At 67.8% G+C, this 17,101-nt stretch carries 16 protein-coding genes; 11 read left to right on the top strand and 5 right to left on the bottom strand.

The features are described from left to right. Positions 1-795, top strand: a complete 795-nt coding sequence (locus tag FOC84_RS17230) for an OmpA family protein (protein ID WP_173145498.1) — start codon at positions 1-3, stop codon at positions 793-795. 48 nt (positions 796-843) lie between these two features. Here FOC84_RS17230 and tssA read toward each other — a convergent pair whose 3' ends face one another. Beyond that, positions 844-1,944, bottom strand: a complete 1,101-nt coding sequence (gene tssA, locus FOC84_RS17225; RefSeq protein ID WP_173145497.1) for a type VI secretion system protein TssA — start codon at positions 1,942-1,944, stop codon at positions 844-846. Positions 1,945-2,116: 172 nt separating this feature from the next. Here tssA and FOC84_RS17220 point away from each other — a divergent pair, with 172 nt between their 5' ends. Next, positions 2,117-2,368: a hypothetical protein gene (locus FOC84_RS17220; protein WP_173145496.1), complete on the top strand. Its 252-nt coding sequence runs from the start codon at positions 2,117-2,119 to the stop codon at positions 2,366-2,368. 35 nt (positions 2,369-2,403) lie between these two features. Then, positions 2,404-2,673 (top strand): PAAR domain-containing protein, encoded by a 270-nt coding sequence (locus FOC84_RS17215; RefSeq protein ID WP_088142844.1) that lies wholly within the window; start codon positions 2,404-2,406, stop codon positions 2,671-2,673. Here FOC84_RS17215 and FOC84_RS17210 read toward each other — a convergent pair. Continuing rightward, complete coding sequence (locus tag FOC84_RS17210) at positions 2,670-3,113, bottom strand: hypothetical protein (protein WP_173150203.1); 444 nt, start codon at positions 3,111-3,113, stop codon at positions 2,670-2,672. The two genes, FOC84_RS17215 and FOC84_RS17210, sit on opposite strands and share 4 nt — an antisense overlap. Before the next feature lie 191 nt (positions 3,114-3,304). Between FOC84_RS17210 and FOC84_RS17205 the strand changes: the two genes are divergently transcribed. Beyond that, on the top strand, positions 3,305-4,708 hold the full coding sequence (locus FOC84_RS17205) for a tetratricopeptide repeat protein (protein WP_254241691.1): 1,404 nt from the start codon (positions 3,305-3,307) through the stop codon (positions 4,706-4,708). A 65-nt stretch (positions 4,709-4,773) separates the two neighbouring features. Continuing rightward, positions 4,774-4,938 carry a hypothetical protein gene (locus FOC84_RS17200; protein WP_173145495.1) on the top strand — a complete coding sequence of 55 codons (165 nt, stop codon included), beginning with the start codon at positions 4,774-4,776 and terminating at the stop codon, positions 4,936-4,938. 12 nt (positions 4,939-4,950) lie between these two features. Here FOC84_RS17200 and FOC84_RS17195 read toward each other — a convergent pair whose 3' ends face one another. After that, positions 4,951-5,706, bottom strand: coding sequence for a 5'-methylthioadenosine/adenosylhomocysteine nucleosidase (locus FOC84_RS17195; RefSeq protein WP_173145494.1), 756 nt, complete (start codon positions 5,704-5,706; stop codon positions 4,951-4,953). Between the two features lie 338 nt (positions 5,707-6,044). Here FOC84_RS17195 and FOC84_RS17190 point away from each other — a divergent pair, with 338 nt between their 5' ends. Together FOC84_RS17190 and FOC84_RS17185 are read left to right on the top strand one after the other, a co-directional pair. Next, positions 6,045-7,085, top strand: a complete 1,041-nt coding sequence (locus FOC84_RS17190; protein WP_173145493.1) for a DUF2235 domain-containing protein — start codon at positions 6,045-6,047, stop codon at positions 7,083-7,085. Positions 7,086-7,363: 278 nt separating this feature from the next. Next, positions 7,364-9,049, top strand: coding sequence for a GGDEF domain-containing protein (locus tag FOC84_RS17185; RefSeq protein WP_254241690.1), 1,686 nt, complete (start codon positions 7,364-7,366; stop codon positions 9,047-9,049). A gap of 13 nt (positions 9,050-9,062) precedes the next feature. On the opposite strand, the gene FOC84_RS17180 is transcribed toward FOC84_RS17185, so the two are convergent. Further along, positions 9,063-12,605, bottom strand: coding sequence for an indolepyruvate ferredoxin oxidoreductase family protein (locus tag FOC84_RS17180; RefSeq protein WP_173145491.1), 3,543 nt, complete (start codon positions 12,603-12,605; stop codon positions 9,063-9,065). A gap of 103 nt (positions 12,606-12,708) precedes the next feature. Between FOC84_RS17180 and FOC84_RS17175 the strand changes: the two genes are divergently transcribed. Next, positions 12,709-13,614, top strand: coding sequence for a LysR substrate-binding domain-containing protein (locus tag FOC84_RS17175; protein ID WP_173145490.1), 906 nt, complete (start codon positions 12,709-12,711; stop codon positions 13,612-13,614). 20 nt (positions 13,615-13,634) lie between these two features. Here the strand turns inward: FOC84_RS17175 and FOC84_RS17170 are convergent, their stop codons facing one another. Continuing rightward, positions 13,635-14,543: a LysR family transcriptional regulator gene (locus tag FOC84_RS17170; protein WP_173145489.1), complete on the bottom strand. Its 909-nt coding sequence runs from the start codon at positions 14,541-14,543 to the stop codon at positions 13,635-13,637. A 124-nt stretch (positions 14,544-14,667) separates the two neighbouring features. On the opposite strand from FOC84_RS17170, the gene FOC84_RS17165 reads away from it, so the two are divergent. The 3 genes from FOC84_RS17165 to FOC84_RS17155 are packed head-to-tail and all read left to right on the top strand — an operon-like array spanning position 14,668 to position 17,066. Next, positions 14,668-15,261, top strand: a complete 594-nt coding sequence (locus tag FOC84_RS17165; protein WP_173145488.1) for an amino acid synthesis family protein — start codon at positions 14,668-14,670, stop codon at positions 15,259-15,261. Then, positions 15,258-16,046 (top strand): alpha/beta fold hydrolase, encoded by a 789-nt coding sequence (locus FOC84_RS17160; protein ID WP_173145487.1) that lies wholly within the window; start codon positions 15,258-15,260, stop codon positions 16,044-16,046. Before FOC84_RS17165 ends, FOC84_RS17160 begins: the two co-directional genes overlap by 4 nt. Positions 16,047-16,094: 48 nt before the next feature. Beyond that, on the top strand, positions 16,095-17,066 hold the full coding sequence (locus FOC84_RS17155; protein ID WP_173145486.1) for a Bug family tripartite tricarboxylate transporter substrate binding protein: 972 nt from the start codon (positions 16,095-16,097) through the stop codon (positions 17,064-17,066). Positions 17,067-17,101: the final 35 nt, after the last annotated feature.

Raw genomic sequence — 17,101 nt, 5'->3', positions numbered from 1 at the left:
ATGCGCTACTCCTTACTGCTCATGGCTGCGCTGTATGCCTGCACGGCGGCGGCCCAGGACGCGGCCACGGTGGTGCCCGCCAACGTCATCCCCCAGCCCGGCCAGGTCGTGGCCAGCGGCGCCGTGCCGGACGAGGCCACCAAGGCCGACGTGCTGGCGCGGCTGCAGCAGGTGTACGGCGTGGGCAACGTGATCGACCAGATCGATGTGGGCGGCGTGGTCGCGCCGCCCAACTGGTCCGAACACGTCGGCAAGCTCATCGGCCAGCCATTGAAACAAATCAACCGCGGCCAGCTGGAAATCGACGGCACCCAGATCCGCCTGCGCGGCGAAGTGCAGAACGAAGCCTCGCGCCAGCAGATCGCCAGCGCCTTCGCGACCTCGCTCAATCCCACCTACAAAATCGTCAACGGCCTGCGCGTGTCGGCCAGCAAAGACGAGCAGGGGCTGCTCGACCAGGTCCTGACCAATCGCGTGGTGGAATTCGAGACCGGTAGCGCCACGCTCACCGCGCGCGGCCGCGAGCTGCTGGACAAGGTGGCGGACGTGGTGCCCAAGCTGCACAGCAACAAGGTGCAGATCATCGGCCACACCGACAGCTCCGGCAGCCGCAGCACCAACCTGGCGCTGAGCCAGGCGCGCGCCGACGCCGTCAAGACCTACCTGATGGACAAGGGCCTGCCGCCCGCGCGCTTCGAGACGCTGGGAGCCGGGCCCGACCAGCCGGTCGCCACCAACGCCACGGCTGAAGGCCGCGCCAAGAACCGCCGCATCGAGTTCCGCGCCAGCCGCTAGGCGCCGGGCCGGCCCGCAAGGGCCGGCTCACTCAAGCAATGACTGGGCTCAGCCGTTGTGGTCCGTCGGCTTGGGCACGCCCAGCAGCTCTTCCAGGCCGGACAGCTCATCGCCATTCTTGAGGACCGTACGCAGCCACAAGTGCAGCGACATCTCGCCCCAGCTGGCGGCCTTGTCGGCCAGATAGGCCACGGGGCTGTGAGGCTCGGTGCGGCGGAAGAATTCCGCCACTTCACGCAGCTGCGCCAGCGCCTGCTCGCGCGTTTGCAGCGGGCCGCGCGCGGCTGCGGGCGCGGCGGGAACGGTATCAGCGGCGGACAAGGTCGGCTCCATCCGGGGGGCTGCGGGCGCAGCGGTGGGAGCGGCCAGCGCCGCGGTATCCGCGCGCACCAGCAGCCCGGCGTCGCGGGCGAAGCGGCGGGTCAGCTCGGTCACGTCGCGCAGCGCGTCGCGCACCGGCGAGAAGGCCGGGCCCTCATCGCCCAGGCGCTGCGCCAGGGTCTGTTCCAGCGTATCCAGCGCCGCGAAGCAACTTTGCAGACTGCCTTCCAGCTCGGAATAAAAAGCCGGCGGCGTGTCGCGGCGCGCGGCGTCGAACTGGTCCAGCGTGAGCTTGCCGCGCGTGATCTCGGCCGCGTTCTGCGGCGTGCGCTTGACCGCGTTGGCCAGCTGCGAGGCGCTGTCCCACAGCGCCGCTCCATAGCGCCCGCCTTCGGACTGCGTCAACGGCAGTTCGCGGATCAGCTGTTGCGAGCGCGCCAGCAACCAGGCCAGATTGCCCACGCGCTGCTGTACATCGCCCTCGTCCGGCACGGGATGCAGGCCCTCCCAGTAGTGGCGGCACAGGCCGTCCACCAGCAGATAGCCATCACGCAGTCCGGCGAAGCCGCGCGTCTTGGCCCAGGCCTCGGCCAGCCAGGCAGCCACGCGCACGTCCTTGCTCTGTTCACGCAGCACCGTGGTGCAGATGCGGATGACTTCCGGCCAGTCGGCTTCTTTGATGGCTATGACCCAGTCGCCCTGGTCCAGGTTCGGGTCATCGTGGCGGCGGGCTTCGCGTACGGCGTCGAACTCGGCGGAAAACACCATGTCGGCGCCGCAGGGCGCCTCGCCGGGTATGGGCTGCAGCAGTGTGTCGATATCGCTCATATAGGTCTTGTCGGATGGCAGGATCGCGGCCGCCGGGCCTGCGGCCGGCGGCGAGAAGAGGACCGATCCTCCCATATCTGTAACGGCCTTGCGTTTGAAGATGACACGTCCTATTACAAAACGCATCACGGACCCTGGATATCATGCGGGTTCCCCAGGACAAGGATGCGCGATGAACAAGTCATTCCACATGATGCCCGACGGCCGCTTCATCAACGGCAAGCCGCGCCGCTGCCCCGATGGCACCTACGTCGGCGACGGCGGGCCCGTCACGCGCGCGCCGGATGGCACTTACGTCGCCGGCAAGCCGCAGCGCGCGCCTGACGGCCGCTACCTCGGCGGCGACGGTCCGGTCCGCATGGCGCCCGACGGCACGTTCGTCACCGGCACGCCGCGGCAGGCCCCGGACGGCACCTATCTGTAAGCACACATAACCAACTGACAGGGCAACAGGCAGCCATGGCGCAGCTATCGGTGATACGCAAGGGCGACCGCACCTCGCATGGCGGGGTCGTCGTCACTGGCGACGAAACAGTGATGATCTTCGGCCAGCCCATGGCCCGGCTGGGCGACCGCGTCACCTGCCCCAAGTGCGGCGGCACGCACACCATCGTCGAAGGCGCGGCCGCCGTCAGTTCGGACCGGCGCACCGCGCTGGAAGGCATGAAGACGTCCTGCGGCGCGACCTTGATCGCGAGCCAGCAGTTTTATCGGCTGGAGCAGGGCTAGGCCGCGGACCGCGCACACAGGCGCCGCAGTCCCAGGCGCAGCGCCAATACCGCGAACGCGATGGGCAGCACCATGTCCAACTGCGCCACAAACAGTTCCATGGTGGCCTCGCCGGGCGCCCAGGTATTGCCGAACACCTGCGGGTCCGGCGGCGCCAGATACAGCGCGATCAGCGCGGCGGCCAGCGTCGCCACGGCCCGCCATGCAACCGAGCGGCGCACCCGCGCCACGCGCTCGGCCAGCGCCAGCGCCAGCAGGCCGGCCAGCCCCGCCAAGGCGGAATCGACATAGAACTCGAACGGCCCGTACATGAACGGCGCATCCGGAATCATCCAACCGTAGGCATCGGTCTTCAGCACCGAAATCAGGCAAGCGCCAAAGAGCGCCGCCGCGGCGGACAGCAGCAGAAAATCACAGAAGCGCAGGAAGAATTTCGACATCACGGAACGGGAATGCGCCGCGTGCGGCGGCGGGTGGCGAGTTGCGGGCGCAAGAATGCCACAGGAGCCCGCCCGCCGCATCCGATCCGCAGCGGGCGCCACGATTGCGCGCGGACCAGCGGCACACTGCGTTCTCTGAGAGAATGCCGCCTGTCTCCCAGGCCCCATCGATTAGACCTCAAGCAGCACCCATGACGCTTCCGCAATCCAGGCTGTACCCGTTGCTGTTGGCCGGCGCGCTCGCGCTTGCCCAGGCCGCCCTGCCGGCATCTGCCCTCGCCAGCTCGTCCGCCAGGAAGCCATCCACCCGCAGCACGCCCGCGGCGGCGCCGCAGGGGATGCCGCAGTACGGCAAGGGAGAACACGGCCGCTACCTGATCCTGAGGCTGGACAACAGCCGAGGCAGCGCCATCGCTCCGAATACGCCATACCGCCTGTTCCTGACAGGCAAGGGCCAGTCCATCGAGGGCATGCCCGACCACGACGGCATCGTGCACGGCGTCACCGACGCGCTGGGCCGCAGCGCCTGGATCTGGACCCGCGAGGCGCATCCCGCCAAGGACTTCACGTTGATCCGGCGCATAGGCAGCGGTGCCTGGGGCACTGTGTTCCAGTTGCAAAGCGGCGGGGATAAGGATCCGCTAGGGGGCTGGCCTTACGTCACCACCATGCACGTGCGTTGGGGCGAGCAATGGGTGGACCTGGGCTACAGCACCGCCCAGGGCAATACGGCGTACTTCAGCCACGATCGGCCGGCGGCCTCCCTCTCGATATCCGTCGAAGCGAGCGCGGCGGAAAACCGCCAGTGCTTCGACGAGCTGGACGCCATCAACCGCAAATTCAGCCAGAACGATGCCGAGGGCGCCCTGCAATGGGTGGATGCCACCGGCTGCGGCGCGCAGCCGCGGCAACAGCTGGACATGGCCAACCTGTTGCTGATGGCCGGCCGCGCCGACCTGGCGCGGCAATGGCTGGAACGTGCCCGCTCCGCGCCCTCGCCGGTGGAGCGCGATGTGCTGCGCGCAAGATTCAAGCTGGAACGCCTGCTGGGCATGCCGGCCCTGGCGCTGGAGGACGCAGTGGAATTGCAGCGGCGCCAGGCCGAGGTGCCGCTGCAGGACGAACCCGACTGGGCCAACAGCATCGCCTATTATCTGGCGGATTTTCCCGACCATCTGGCAGAAGCGGAAGCCCAGGCGCGCAAGTCCATCGCCAACTCCGGCCCTCTCCCCTACAACCTGGGAACCCTGGGCTGGATCGTGACCCTGAGGGGCGACATCGACGGCGGAATGGACCTGCTGAAGCAGTCCTACCGCGAGATTCCGCGCGACGAGGAAATCGTGGCCGATTACGGCCTGGCGCTGTGGCGCCATGGCCAGCCGGGCCTGGCCGCGCGGCTCTGGGCCCAGGCCGAGGCGCAATGCGTGTGGGGCGGACGCATGCATGACGCACTGCGCGAAGCCGGCCATCCCCATCCCTACTTCCAGGCGGCAAATTCCCCCGCGGTAGAGGCCTATCAGCAACGCTGCTCGGCGCCGCAGACCAAACGCAAGGCCAAGCCCGGCGAACAGCGCAACGCCGCGCCCGAAGCGTAAAATTGCCTGGATAGACCAGCCGCACGCCATGCGCCCGCCACAGGCGCTTGGCGCAGGAGACCATCATGAAATCCGCCTTGACCCGCCTGCTTTCCCTTTTGGCCACGGCCGTGATCCTGGCCGCTTGCGCGCAAGGCAATGGCGGCCCGCCGCATCCCGGCGCGGTCAACCCCTACAGCGAAGGCGGGTTCCACGACGCCGGCCCCAACTACCCCGACACCGGCCGCTGACAAGCGCCGGCTTCAGGCTTCCCGCAGCGTGCCCGACTTCAGCAGAGGCGCCAGGATGCCAGCGGTGTAGACCCGCGCCAGGTTCACCAGGAAATCGGTGAAATCCGCCTTCGCCGCGTGATCGGCCTGATCCGAGATCACCCGCAGCACCGCGAAGGGCACGCCGAATTCGTGGCAGACCTGCGCCATCGCCCCGCCTTCCATTTCCAGGCAGAGCGCATCGGGCAGGCGCTGGCGCAGCTCGCGCGCATGGTCATTGCTGTTGACGAAGACGTCGCCGGTGGCGATGAGGCCATGGTGCACGCGCGGCGGCTGCGCGCGCTGCCCCGCCGTCAAGCCGGCATGGCCGCGCGCGAACTGTGCCGCGCTTTCCAGCAGCCTCGCGCTCAGGACCGGATCCGCGTCGAAGCGCTCGCGCCCCAGCAAGGGAATCTCATGCTGTCCGAACAGCGGGCGCGCGTCCATGTCATGCTGCATCAGCGCGCTGGCCACGACCACGTCGCCTACCGCCACGTCCTCGTGCAGGCCGCCCGCCAAGCCGGTGAAGATCACCCGCGATGCCTTGAACTCCTGGATCACGATGGACGCGGTAGCTGCCGCGGCTACCTTGCCGATCCGGCTCAACGCGATCACGCAGGGCGTGCCCCACAGGGTGCCGACATGGAAGTCGCGCATGGCGACGCGGTGGATGGCGGCGCCCGGATCCATCGCCGCGAGCAAGTCGGCGATTTCTTCGTGCAAGGCGCCCAGTATGGCTAAAGGTCCCATGTACATCTACTCTGGTCATGCGCGGCCCGCGGCCGCACTGCCCGCAACATACCCCAAGCGCCGCTCGGCCGCCAACGCGGGCGCGCCGTCCGGCCTGGCCCGCCGGATTGCTACTTTCGATGTAGTACGGTTTTCCTCCTGCGTCCGCGCCGCCCCGCAAACCCAGCCAGGACAGCGGATCGCTACCAATTAGCTAGTCAAAAGTACGGTGTATGTCCGATCAGCAGGGAAAGCACGCCCCGGGCAGGCCCGCAGCGGCGTGCTAGCTTACGTCGCGCAGGACGCGGGCCATGCCAGCAAGCAGATTCATCGCAAGACTCCATCTGTGGAGAACGATCATGGTGAAGAATCTAGCCGTATTCTTCGATGGGACCTGGAACGAACCCAACGACCGCACCAATGTCTACGAACTCTACAAAGCGGCGCCCGAGACCTCCACGCAGGAAACGTTTTACATAGAAGGCGTGGGCACGCAGGGCCAGGGCCTGTGGGCCGCCATCGACAAGTTCGCCGGCGGCGCCTTTGGCGCGGGACTGTCGGCCAACATCCGCACGGGCTACCGCTGGCTTTGCCAGCGCTACGAACCGCGCGACCGCATCTTCCTGTTCGGTTTCAGCCGCGGCGCCTACTCCGCCCGCAGCCTGGCCGGCATGGTGCGCAAATGCGGCCTGCTGAATGATCCCTCAGACAACAACGTGGCGGAAGCCTATGCGCTCTACCGCGACGACTGCATCCCCTCGTCGCTGGAAGCCGCGACCTTCCGCGTCAACTTCTCGCGCGAGACCGACGTGCATTTCGTCGGCGTCTGGGACACGGTCGGCAGCCTGGGCATACCGGTGGGCGGCATCCCCTTTCCGGGCTTCTCCAGGTTCTACAACTTCCACGACACCGAACTCAGCAACCACGTCCATCACGCCTATCACGCCATCGCCACCAACGAATTCCGCGAACCGTATGCGCCGACCCTGTGGACCCGTCTGGCCAACTCCGAGCCGCGCCCGCCCGACCATCCGGTCGAGCAACGCTGGTTCATCGGCGCCCATTCCGACATCGGCGGCGGCTACCGCGACGGCAGCTTGCAAACGCTGCCGGCTTCGTGGCTGCAGGAGAAGGCGCGCCAGGCCGGCCTGGAAGCCGGGCTGGCGCAGCGCGTCGCGACGGACTACGAGCAATGCGAGCCGCACGATTCCTACCGCGAATTCACCGAAAAGGTGCTGATCCATGTGAAAAAACGCCCCAGGCTGTGGGACGGTGCGACCGTGCTCAATCTGACGGTGGACGAGCGTCTGGTGAAGCGGTTCGGGCTCAGCCAGGAATTCCTGAAGGATTATCCCGACTTCAAGGATGAGCTGGAAAAACTGCCTGTCGCGCGGCCATGACCGCCCCGCCGCGCACCGCGGAACAGGCCATGAAAGCACTCGCAATAGAGTGATGCAATGCGCTTGGAAATGAGACTTTACGACTTAATGCGATACAAACTTCGGTCCGTCGGAGTGTGGCGGGAAAACCATGCTGTGGACGGTACATTTCAAGTAACCTCCGGCCACCAGTCATTGTTACGAGCCGATGTTTACGCATGTTCCGCAATGTCTTTGCTCTCAAATCCCTTGAAAGGTATTTCCTGACACTGGCTGCAGGCGTAGCGCTGCCGGTCTCCATGCTGACCGTGATCGTGGTACAGCAGAACTGGCAGTCGCTGGCCGCCACCGACGACGCCATGAAAGGCTTCATCGTGGTCCGCACGACCCTGCTGACGATGGAGGCGGTATCCGCCGAGCGCGGACCCATGAACTCGGCGCTGGGCTCCGATCTGCCGGTTCCCGAAAACATCCTGCACGCGCTGGCTGAAGCGCGCCAGCGCACCAATGCGCGGATCGCCGACCTGCTTGCCCTCTACCGTGCTCCGCTCAACCCCAACGGCGCCCGTGAATTCACCAATATCCAGCGCATTCGCGAGTCGTTGTTGAACGCCCGCGCCAGCGCCGACGCAGCCATCGCCGCACCCCGCGCCAACGTCTCCGGCTACAACCTGTGGACGGTGGTCGGCGACATGGTCGCGCTGGTGCCCGAGCTGCGCGCCGCGATGTCCGACGGCATCGGCCTGGTCGCCCGGAACCAGGGCGAGGACTTCGACCTGCTGTCGCTGGCGTTGCTTGCCGGAGAACTGCGCGAGCAGGCCGGACTGGTGGGTTCCACCTTCGCGCCAGCCCTGAGCAAGCGCCGCACGCTGACCGCCAGCGATCAGCTGAGAATCGAACGCGTGATCGGCCGCATCGACGAACTGCGCGCGCTGATCGACGCCAACATCGCCAGCATGCCCCGTCATGCGTCCTCGCTCGCCTACCGCGAACTGCAGCAGCAGTACTTCGGCGACGGCATGAACTACCTCGACAGCGTACGCGCCATTGCCGAGCGGGCGCCCGAGGATTCCCTGGTGTCGATGTACGAACTGGGCGCGAACTATGTGCCGCGCATGAAGTCCATCGTCCGGTTCCGCGACCTCATGCTCAATGAGGTGGAGCGGCGCATCGGAGAAAACCGCCAGGCTGCGATCCGCGTCCTGCTGACCACCCTGGCTGCCGCGGCGATGCTTACCGCCGCGCTGATAATCGGCCTGACCATGTTCCGCAAGCGTGTCATCCGGCCGTTCGTCCGCGCCACCAACATCATCGGCGCGATCGCGAAAGGCGGTGACGTGCCGGCCATCCCCGCGGACCAGTACCGCGGCGAAGTGAACGGCATGTTCAAGGCCTTGAACGTGCTCAACGACAACGCCGCCGCCGTGCGCAAGCTGGAGCTGGAGCGCGACCGCCTGATCCAGGATCTCGCCATCATGGCCGAAACGGATTTCCTGACCGGCCTGCTGAACCGGCGCGCCTTCGAAAAGCGCCTGGAAGCCTCGCTGGACGACATCCGCAACGATGCGCAGGAAGGCCTGGGCTTCATCCTCTTCGACCTCGACCACTTCAAATCCATCAATGACACGTACGGCCACGCCACCGGCGACGAAGCGCTCAAGATGGTGGCGGAACTGTGCCGCAAGACCTTCCGCGAATCCGACGTGGTCGCACGCGTGGGCGGCGAAGAGTTCGCCGTGCTGTGCCGCAGCCGCAACCCAGACCGCGTCCGGGACATCGCGGAACGCATGCGGCTGAACATCGCGCAGACGCGGATCAGCGCCGACGAAGGAACCTGCTTCAGCATGACCGCCAGCTTCGGCGTCGCCCATGCCCGGGGCAACAACGCTATGGCGCTGGAGCAGCTTTCCCGTCGCGCCGACGAACTGCTGTACAAGGCCAAGCTGAACGGCCGCAACTGCGTGCTGCTGGACTCAGCACCTTGATGCCACGAGTTTCTCAGGCCGCCAGCGTCTCCCGCGCCCGCCCCCGGTAACGCTGCCACAGCTCGGCTTGCTGCGCACGCGCCCGTTCGACGTTTTGCTCCTTGACATGGCCGTAGCCGCGGATCGTGTCCGGCAACACGGCCAGTTCCAGCGCCGTGGCGCGATTGGCCGCGTCCAGCGTGCGGGAGAATTCCTCGGCCAGCGCCAGGTAGTCGGCCGCCAATTGGCGCTCCATGCGGCGTTCGGCGGTCCTGCCGAACACATCCAGCCAGGTGCCGCGCAGCCGCTTCATGGGCGCCAGCGCGCGAAACGCCAGCCCCATCCACGAACCGTAGGCGCGCTTCTGCAACCGTCCCCGTGCGTCGCGGCGCGCAAGCGCGGGCGGCGCCAGGTGATAACGCAGCGGATAGTCGCGGCCGGGTTCGCCTTCGAACTGCTCGCGCAGCCGGGCCTTGAAGGCCGGATCCACGTACAGGCGCGCCACCTCGTACTCGTCCTTGTAGGTCATGAGTTTGGCGAGGTTGCGCGCGACCGCCTGCGTGACCTCGAAACGCTGCGGATCCGCCAACGCGGCCTCGCGCGCCCGCACCGCCGCTACCGCTTCCAGGAAGCGCGCGGCGTAGGCCTCATCCTGATACGCGCCTACGTGTTGCGCCAGCCGCTGGACCTGGCCGTCCAGGGACTCCGGCAAGGCCATCACCTGCGCCCGCGGCGCCGGCTTGAGCGCGGCGGCGCCGTGGTGCGCGGCCTGCCGGCCCAGCTCAAAGGCGGCCAGGTTCTTCTCGACCGAGACGCCGTTCAGTTCGATCGCGCGCCGCAGGCTGTCCAGCGCCAGCGGCAGCCCGCCCTGCTGCCAGGCATAGCCCAGCAGCAGCGGATTGGCGTAGATGGTGTCGCCGAGCAGGGCCTCGGCCAGCGGGCCGGCCTCGATGAAATCGCAGTTGCCGCCCGTGCTGCGCGCCAATGCGGCTTCGGCCTGCGCACCGGGGAAACGCCAACTGGGCTGCGACAGGAAGGCCGCCGTCGGCGCGGCGCTGCTGTTCACCACGGCGCGGCCATGGTCCGGCCGCAGGCGCGACAGCACCTCGGGCGACGCCGACACCAATGCGTCGCAGCCGATGACCAGATCGGCCTCGCCCAGCGCCACGCGCGTGGCATGCAGGTCCGAGGGACGATTGGCGAGCTGCACGTGGCTGAGCACGGCGCCGCCCTTCTGCGCCAGCCCGGCCATGTCCAGCACGGTCACGCCCTTGCCTTCAAGATGCGCGGCGGCGCCCAGCAGCGCGCCTATGGTCACGACGCCGGTGCCGCCCACGCCCGCGATCACCACGCGATAGGCCGCTCGCTGGCGGATTTCCGCCAAGGCGGGGCGCGGCGGCTCAGACAGCGCCGGCAGGTTCCTGCCCGCGCCCGGCTTGCGCAGCGTCGCGCCTTCCGCCGTGACGAAACTGGGGCAGAATCCCTCCACGCAGGAGAAGTCCTTGTTGCAGGATGACTGGTTGATGCGGCGCTTGGTGCCCAGCGGCGTGTCCAGCGGCTCGACGGAGAGGCAATTGGATTGCACCGAACAGTCGCCACAGCCTTCGCAGACCGCCTCGTTGATAAAGGCGCGGCGCGGCGGATCGGGATACTCGCCGCGCTTGCGGCGGCGGCGCTTCTCGGTGGCGCAGGTCTGGTCGTAGATCAGCACCGTCGTGCCCGCGATGTCGCGCAGCGCGCGCTGCACCTCGTCCAGCGATTTTCGATGGTGCACCTCCACGCCCTGCGGCAGCGCGGCGGCGCCGGCGTACTTTTCCGGCTCGTCGGTCACGACCACGGTCTTGACCACGCCTTCCGCCTGCATCTGCGCGGCGATCTGCGGCACGGTCAGCACGCCGTCCACCGGCTGCCCGCCCGTCATCGCGACCGCGTCGTTGTAGAGAATCTTGTAGGTAATGCTGGCGCGGGCCGCCACCGCGGCGCGTATCGCCAGCAACCCCGAATGGAAATAGGTGCCGTCGCCCAAATTGGCAAAGATGTGGCGCTCGGACGTGAAATCCTTCTGGCCCAGCCAGGCAACGCCCTCGCCGCCCATCTGGCTGAAGGTATCGGTCTTGCGGTCCATCCACATCGCCATGTAGTGACAGCCAATGCCGGCGACCGCGCGCGAGCCTTCGGGCACGCGGGTGGAGGTGTTGTGCGGACAGCCCGAACAGAACCAGGGCTTGCGCTCTTCCACCAACGTGGGCCGGGCGGCCTCGCGCTCCTTGGCGTCGATGACCGCGAGCCGTGCCGCGATGCGCGCCCACAGCGCGTCCGACAGGTCGGCCTTCTCCAGACGTGCGGCGATGGCGCGGGCGATCAGCGCCGGCGACAGCTCGTGGCGCGCCGGCAGCAGCCAGCCGCCGCGCGGCGTGGACCATTCGCCGCCGCCGTTGTCGCGCGCGTCGAACTTGCCATAGACGCGAGGCCGCACGTCGTCGCGCCAGTTGTAGAGTTCTTCCTTCAGCGCGTATTCCAGGATCTGGCGCTTTTCCTCCACCACCAGGATCTCTTTCAGGCCAGTGGCGAACTCGCGCGCGTCCTGCGCGTCCAGCGGCCAGATGCAGCCCACCTTCAGCACGCGTATGCCGGCCTCGCTACAGGCGGCCTCGTCCAGGCCCAGGTCGTTGAGCGCCTGGCGCACGTCCAGATACGCCTTGCCGGCGGTCATGATGCCGAAGTGCGCCTGCGGCGAATCCAGCACCACGCGGTTCAGCTTGTTGGCGCGCACATAGGCCAGCGCCGCATACCACTTGTGGTCCAGCAGCCGCGCCTCCTGCGACAGGGGCGTGTCGGGCCAGCGGATGTTCAGGCCGCCTTCGGGCAGGGAGTCCTGGGGCAGCACGATTTGCACCCGGTCCGGATCCACCTCCACCGACGCGCTGGACTCGACCACGTCGGTCACGCACTTCATCGCCACCCACAGGCCGGTGTAGCGGCTCATGGCCCAGCCATGCAGGCCGTAGTCCAGATACTCCTGCACATTGGACGGGTACAGCACCGGTATGCCGCTGGCGATCAGCACGTGTTCGGACTGATGCGCCACCGACGAGGACTTGGCGGCATGGTCGTCGCCCGCCAGCATCAGCACGCCGCCATGCTTCGAGCTGCCGGCGGAATTGGCGTGCTTGAGCACGTCCACCGACCGGTCCACCCCCGGCCCCTTGCCGTACCACATGCCGAACACGCCGTCGCGCGCCGCGCCCGGGAACAGGTTCAGCTGCTGCGAGCCCCAGACGGCCGTGGCGGCCAGGTCCTCGTTCACGCCCGGCTGGAACACCACGTCGTTCGCCTGCAGGTGGCGCTTGGCCTTCCACAGCGCCTGGTCCAGCCCGCCCAGCGGCGAGCCGCGATAACCCGAGATGTAGCCGCCCGTGTTCAGGCCGGCCTGCAGGTCGCGCTGCTTCTGCAGCAGGGGCAGCCGCACCAGGGCCTGGGTGCCGCTCAGGTAGATGCGCCCGTGGGTGCGGGTGTACTTGTCGTCCAGCGTCAGGCCATGGGTATCGGCCGCGCCTGCGGGGTATGGGGCGTTCACGCTTGTCTCCTGCGTTCCGGGTTTTTGGTGTTTTGCCGCAGTGTAGGAAGCGCGGTTGTTATCGTATATTCATATATTCAGGTATCAGATATTCGATAAACACATGGCTAATGACGTCACCCTGCGCCAGCTGCGGTACTTCGCGGCGGCCGCCCGGACGGGCCGGTTTTCCATGGCGGCCACCGACGAGCATGTCTCGCAATCCGCGGTCACCAACGCGGTCCTTGCCCTGGAGGCGCAATTGGGTGTGCGCCTGTTCGACCGCCACCCGCATGGCGTCACGCTGACGCCCGAAGGGCACAACTTCCATCAGCGCGCGCGCGACGTGCTCGACGCCCTGGACGACGCCTTGCGCGAACCCGGCTTCCAGCGCTACGCGCTGCGCGGCGCCGTGCGGATCGCGGCGTCTTACACGGTACTGGGCTACTTCCTGCCGGACCTGCTGGCGCGCTTCCGCCGACGCTATCCCGACGTGGAGCTCGATCTGGTCGACATGGACCGGCCCGAGATTGAAGCGGCCGTGTCCAGCGGCGAGGTCGAGCTGGGCGTGGCGCTGCTGTCCAACGTCGACAAGCGCGAACGCTTCGGACACCAAGTGCTGGTGCGGTCGCGGCGGCAGCTATGGACCGCGTCCGGCCATCCGCTGACGCAGGCCGCGGCCCCGTCGCTGGCCGACATCGCCGGCTATCCCTATATCCTGTTGGAAATGGACGAGGGCGAACGTTCCGCCCTGGCCTATTGGCGCGCCCACGGCTTGCAGCCCGACATCGCGTTCCGCACGCGTTCGATGGAGGCGCTGCGCGGGCTGGTGGCGCACGGCTTTGGCGTCACCATGTTGTCGGACATGGTTTACCGTCCCTGGTCGCTGGAAGGCCGCAAGATCGAGGCCGTGCCCATCACCGATGCGGTCCCGCCCATGGAGGCGGGCCTGCTGTGGCATCCGCAAGCGCGGCTGGCCAAGCCCGCCGAAGCCTTCCGCCAGTTCATGATCTACGCCTGCGGCGTCTAGCGCCGTTGCACGCCTGGCGGCTACACCAGGATCGCGCCCTTGCGGCGCGTGAACTGGGCCAATGAACGCAGGGCCAGCGCATGCATGGCCGCCACCGACGGCAGCAGCGTTTCTTCCTTGCGGGTCAGCACGCCGACGATGCGCTCGACCGTGGGCTCGGCCAGCGGCACGAAGGCCAGTCCGGTCGCGGCCGCCGGCCGCGCCAGCACCGGCAGCACGGTCACGCCCAGGCCGCTGACCACGCTGGCCAAGAGCGACGCGCGGTTCGACACCACCATGAACGGGTCTTCGATGGCTCCGCCCAATTGCCGGTTCTTCAGCGTGTCGAAGGTGGCATTGCCTATCAGGCGCTCGTCGGCCAGCGCGGACCAGGGCACCGGTCCGCGGCGTCGCGCCAGCGGATGGCTCTTGCGGCACACCAGGCCGAACGCGTCGCGCGCCACCGGCGCGAACGCCACTTCCGCGGTGCGCGGCACCTGCCCCGCCACCCCTACCTGCACCTCGCCGCTCAGCACCAGCCGGTGCACGTCCTGCGAAGACTCGTCGATGGCGCGGATGCGGATCGCGGGGTGGCTGCGCGCGTAGCGCTCCAGCAGGCGCGGCAGCCACTCGTCGGCCAGCGACGGCATCACCGCCAGCGACACCGGTCCCTGGCTACCCAGCCCGAACTGGCGCGCCGCATCCAGCACCCGGTCGTGGGTGGACAGCAGTTCGCGGAACAGCGGGGCCACCGCGATGCCCAGGGGCGTGAGCTGCGCGCGCTTGCCGGGCTCGAACAACGGCGCGCCCAGCTGCTGCTCCAGATCCTGCATGGCCGCCGACACCGCCGCCTGCGAGCGGAACGTGCCTTCGGCCGCCAGGCGGAAGCTGCCATGGTCGGCCGCCAGCAGGAACTGGCGCAGGTGCTGGATTTTCAAGGGCGTGGACATGAGTTCAAGGCTGTAGAAAATTCGGATTTTCCGAAATTAACTTGAGTTAATTTGGATTGTCAAAACTCAGTCCCAAACCCAACAATGGCTGCGTCATTCATCCAACAGGTTCTGGAGCAGCGGTATGTCTTTGCAAGTGCGCAAGGTAGTCAGCTATGTGGAAAAAACCCTGATCGAAGGCGGCCGCGAGGCCGAGCGCCCGCTGGTGATGGTCATCGCCGCGGCCGTGATCCGCAACCCCTGGGCGGGCCTGCCGTTCCAGGAAGACCTGCGGCCCAAGATCCTGGAAGCCGCGCCGCCCCTGGGCGAGCTGCTGGTCGCGGAAATCCTGCGCCAGGCCGGCTCCGCCGATCAGGTTGAAGCCTATGGCAAGGCCGCGGTGGTGGGCACGGCCGGCGAAGTGGAGCACGCATCCGCGCTGATCCACACGCTGCGCTTCGGCAACGCCTATCGCGGCGCGGTCGGCGGCACCAGCTACCTGAGCTTCACCAACATGCGCGGCGGCCCCGGCTGCGTGATCACCGTGCCGCTGATGCACAAGCTGGACGAGGGCCTGCGCTCGCACTACCTGACCGTGCAGACCACCATCAACGATGCGCCGGCGCCGGACGAAATCGTGATCGCCCTGGGCGCTGCCACCTCCGGGCGTCCGCACCACCGGATCGGCAACCGCTACTCCGATCTGCAGGAACTCGAGCGCGAGGCGCAGACCAAATGAGCGCACATTTTCGGCGTTCAGGGCGCGGTGAGCCCCTGGTGCTGCTGCACGGCGTCGGCCTGGACCACACTTTGTGGGACGACCTGACGCCGCTGCTGGAGCCGGATTTCGAGGTGCTGCGCTATGACATGCTGGGCCACGGCCTGGCCCCCGCCATCGACGGCGATGTGACCGTGCAGGACTTCGTCGCGCAGCTGGACGCGGAACTGGACCGCGCCGGCTGGCAGAGCGCCAACCTGCTGGGCTATTCCATGGGCGGTCTGGTCGCGGGCGCCTATGCCGCCGCCCGTCCGCAGCGCGTCACCCGGCTGGCCTTGCTGAGCACGGTGTTCCGGCGCAGCCCCGACGAGGCGCGCGCCGTGCTGGCTCGGCTGGACGCGGCGGCGACGCAGGATCCCGCAGCCGCCGCCCAGGTCTCGCTGCAACGCTGGTTCACACCCGCGTTCCAGGCCCGCCGTCCGGAACGCGTCGCCAGCATCGGCCAGCGCCTGCTGCACAACGATCGCGCCAACTTCCTGGCCGCATACCGCGTGTTTGCGCTGGGCGACCCGATCTTGGCGCAGGCCGCGCCTGAGATCGACTGCCCTGCCCTGGTGTTGACGGGCGAACTGGACGTCGGCTCGACCCCGCGCATGACACTGGAACTGGCCGAGGCGCTGCCGCATGGCCGCGCGCAAGTGGTGCCGGGCCAGCGGCACATGCTGCCGGTGGAAGAGCCCGCCGTCGTGGCATCGGCGCTGCATGGATTTTTGCTGCCGGCGGCCGGCACACCGTCCTTGGTTTAGAGACGGCCGGCCATCAGCCCGCGTAGAGTGGATACGGAGACAAACAACATGAATCGCAGAACCATCCTGAAGAACATGGCGGCCCTGGCCCTCACGCCGCTGGGCGCCGCGTTGAGCGGCGCCGCCAGCGCGCGCGAAGCCCCCTTGCGCGTCATCGTGCCCTTCCCGCCCGGCGGCGGCACCGACGTGCTGGGCCGCGTGATCGCCGCCACGCTGGAAGGCGCGCTCGACCGCCCGGTGGTGGTCGAAAACAAGCCCGGCGCCAGCGGCATGCTGGGCGCCGACTACACCGCCAACGGCGTCAAGGACGGCAGCGTGCTGCTGTTCGCCGGACTGGTGCCTTCGGTGCGCTACTACGCCCGGCCGCCCGAGGACGTGCTCAAGCAGCTGGCGCCGGTCTGCCCCATCGCGCGTTCGCCCTACATGGTGGCGGTCAACGCCGACCTGCCGGCCAAGACCCTGGGCGAACTGGTTGCCCAGGCCAAACGCGAACCCAAGGGACTGACCTTCGGCTCCCCCGGCAATGCCACGCCGCAGCATCTGGCCACCGAGCTGCTGCAGGCCGCCTGCGGCATCGACATGCTGCACGTGCCCTACCGCGGCACGGGTCCGATGATGACGGACCTGCTGGGCGGGCAGATCCAGGTGGTGGTCGCCACCGTCGCGGCAGTGGAGCCTTATCTGCAAAGCGGACGCCTGCGCGTGCTGGCCGTGACCAGCCCGGAGCGCCTGCCCAAGTACCCGGACATCCCGACGGTGGCCGAAGGCGGCTACCCCGGCTTCTCGGCGCAGATCCAATTCGGCACCTATTGCGCCGCCGGCACCCCGGAAGCCGCCATCGCGGCGCTGAATCAGGGCATCAACCGCGCGTTGCAGACCGAAGCGGTCCGTTCCAAGCTGGGCGAACAGGGCTTCCAGCCCACCGGCGGCACGCCCGCGCAGCTGCAACAGGCGCTGCTGGCGGAAATACGCGACGTGGCGGGGCTGGTGCAGGCCGGCAAGGTCAAGGTCGACCTGTAGCGTCCCCCATACCCCCTGCTGGATAACCAGCATTT

Source organism: Achromobacter pestifer (assembly GCF_013267355.1).
In the GTDB taxonomy this organism is placed as follows: domain Bacteria; phylum Pseudomonadota; class Gammaproteobacteria; order Burkholderiales; family Burkholderiaceae_B; genus Achromobacter; species Achromobacter pestifer_A.
This window is presented reverse-complemented; position numbering and strand designations above follow the sequence as displayed.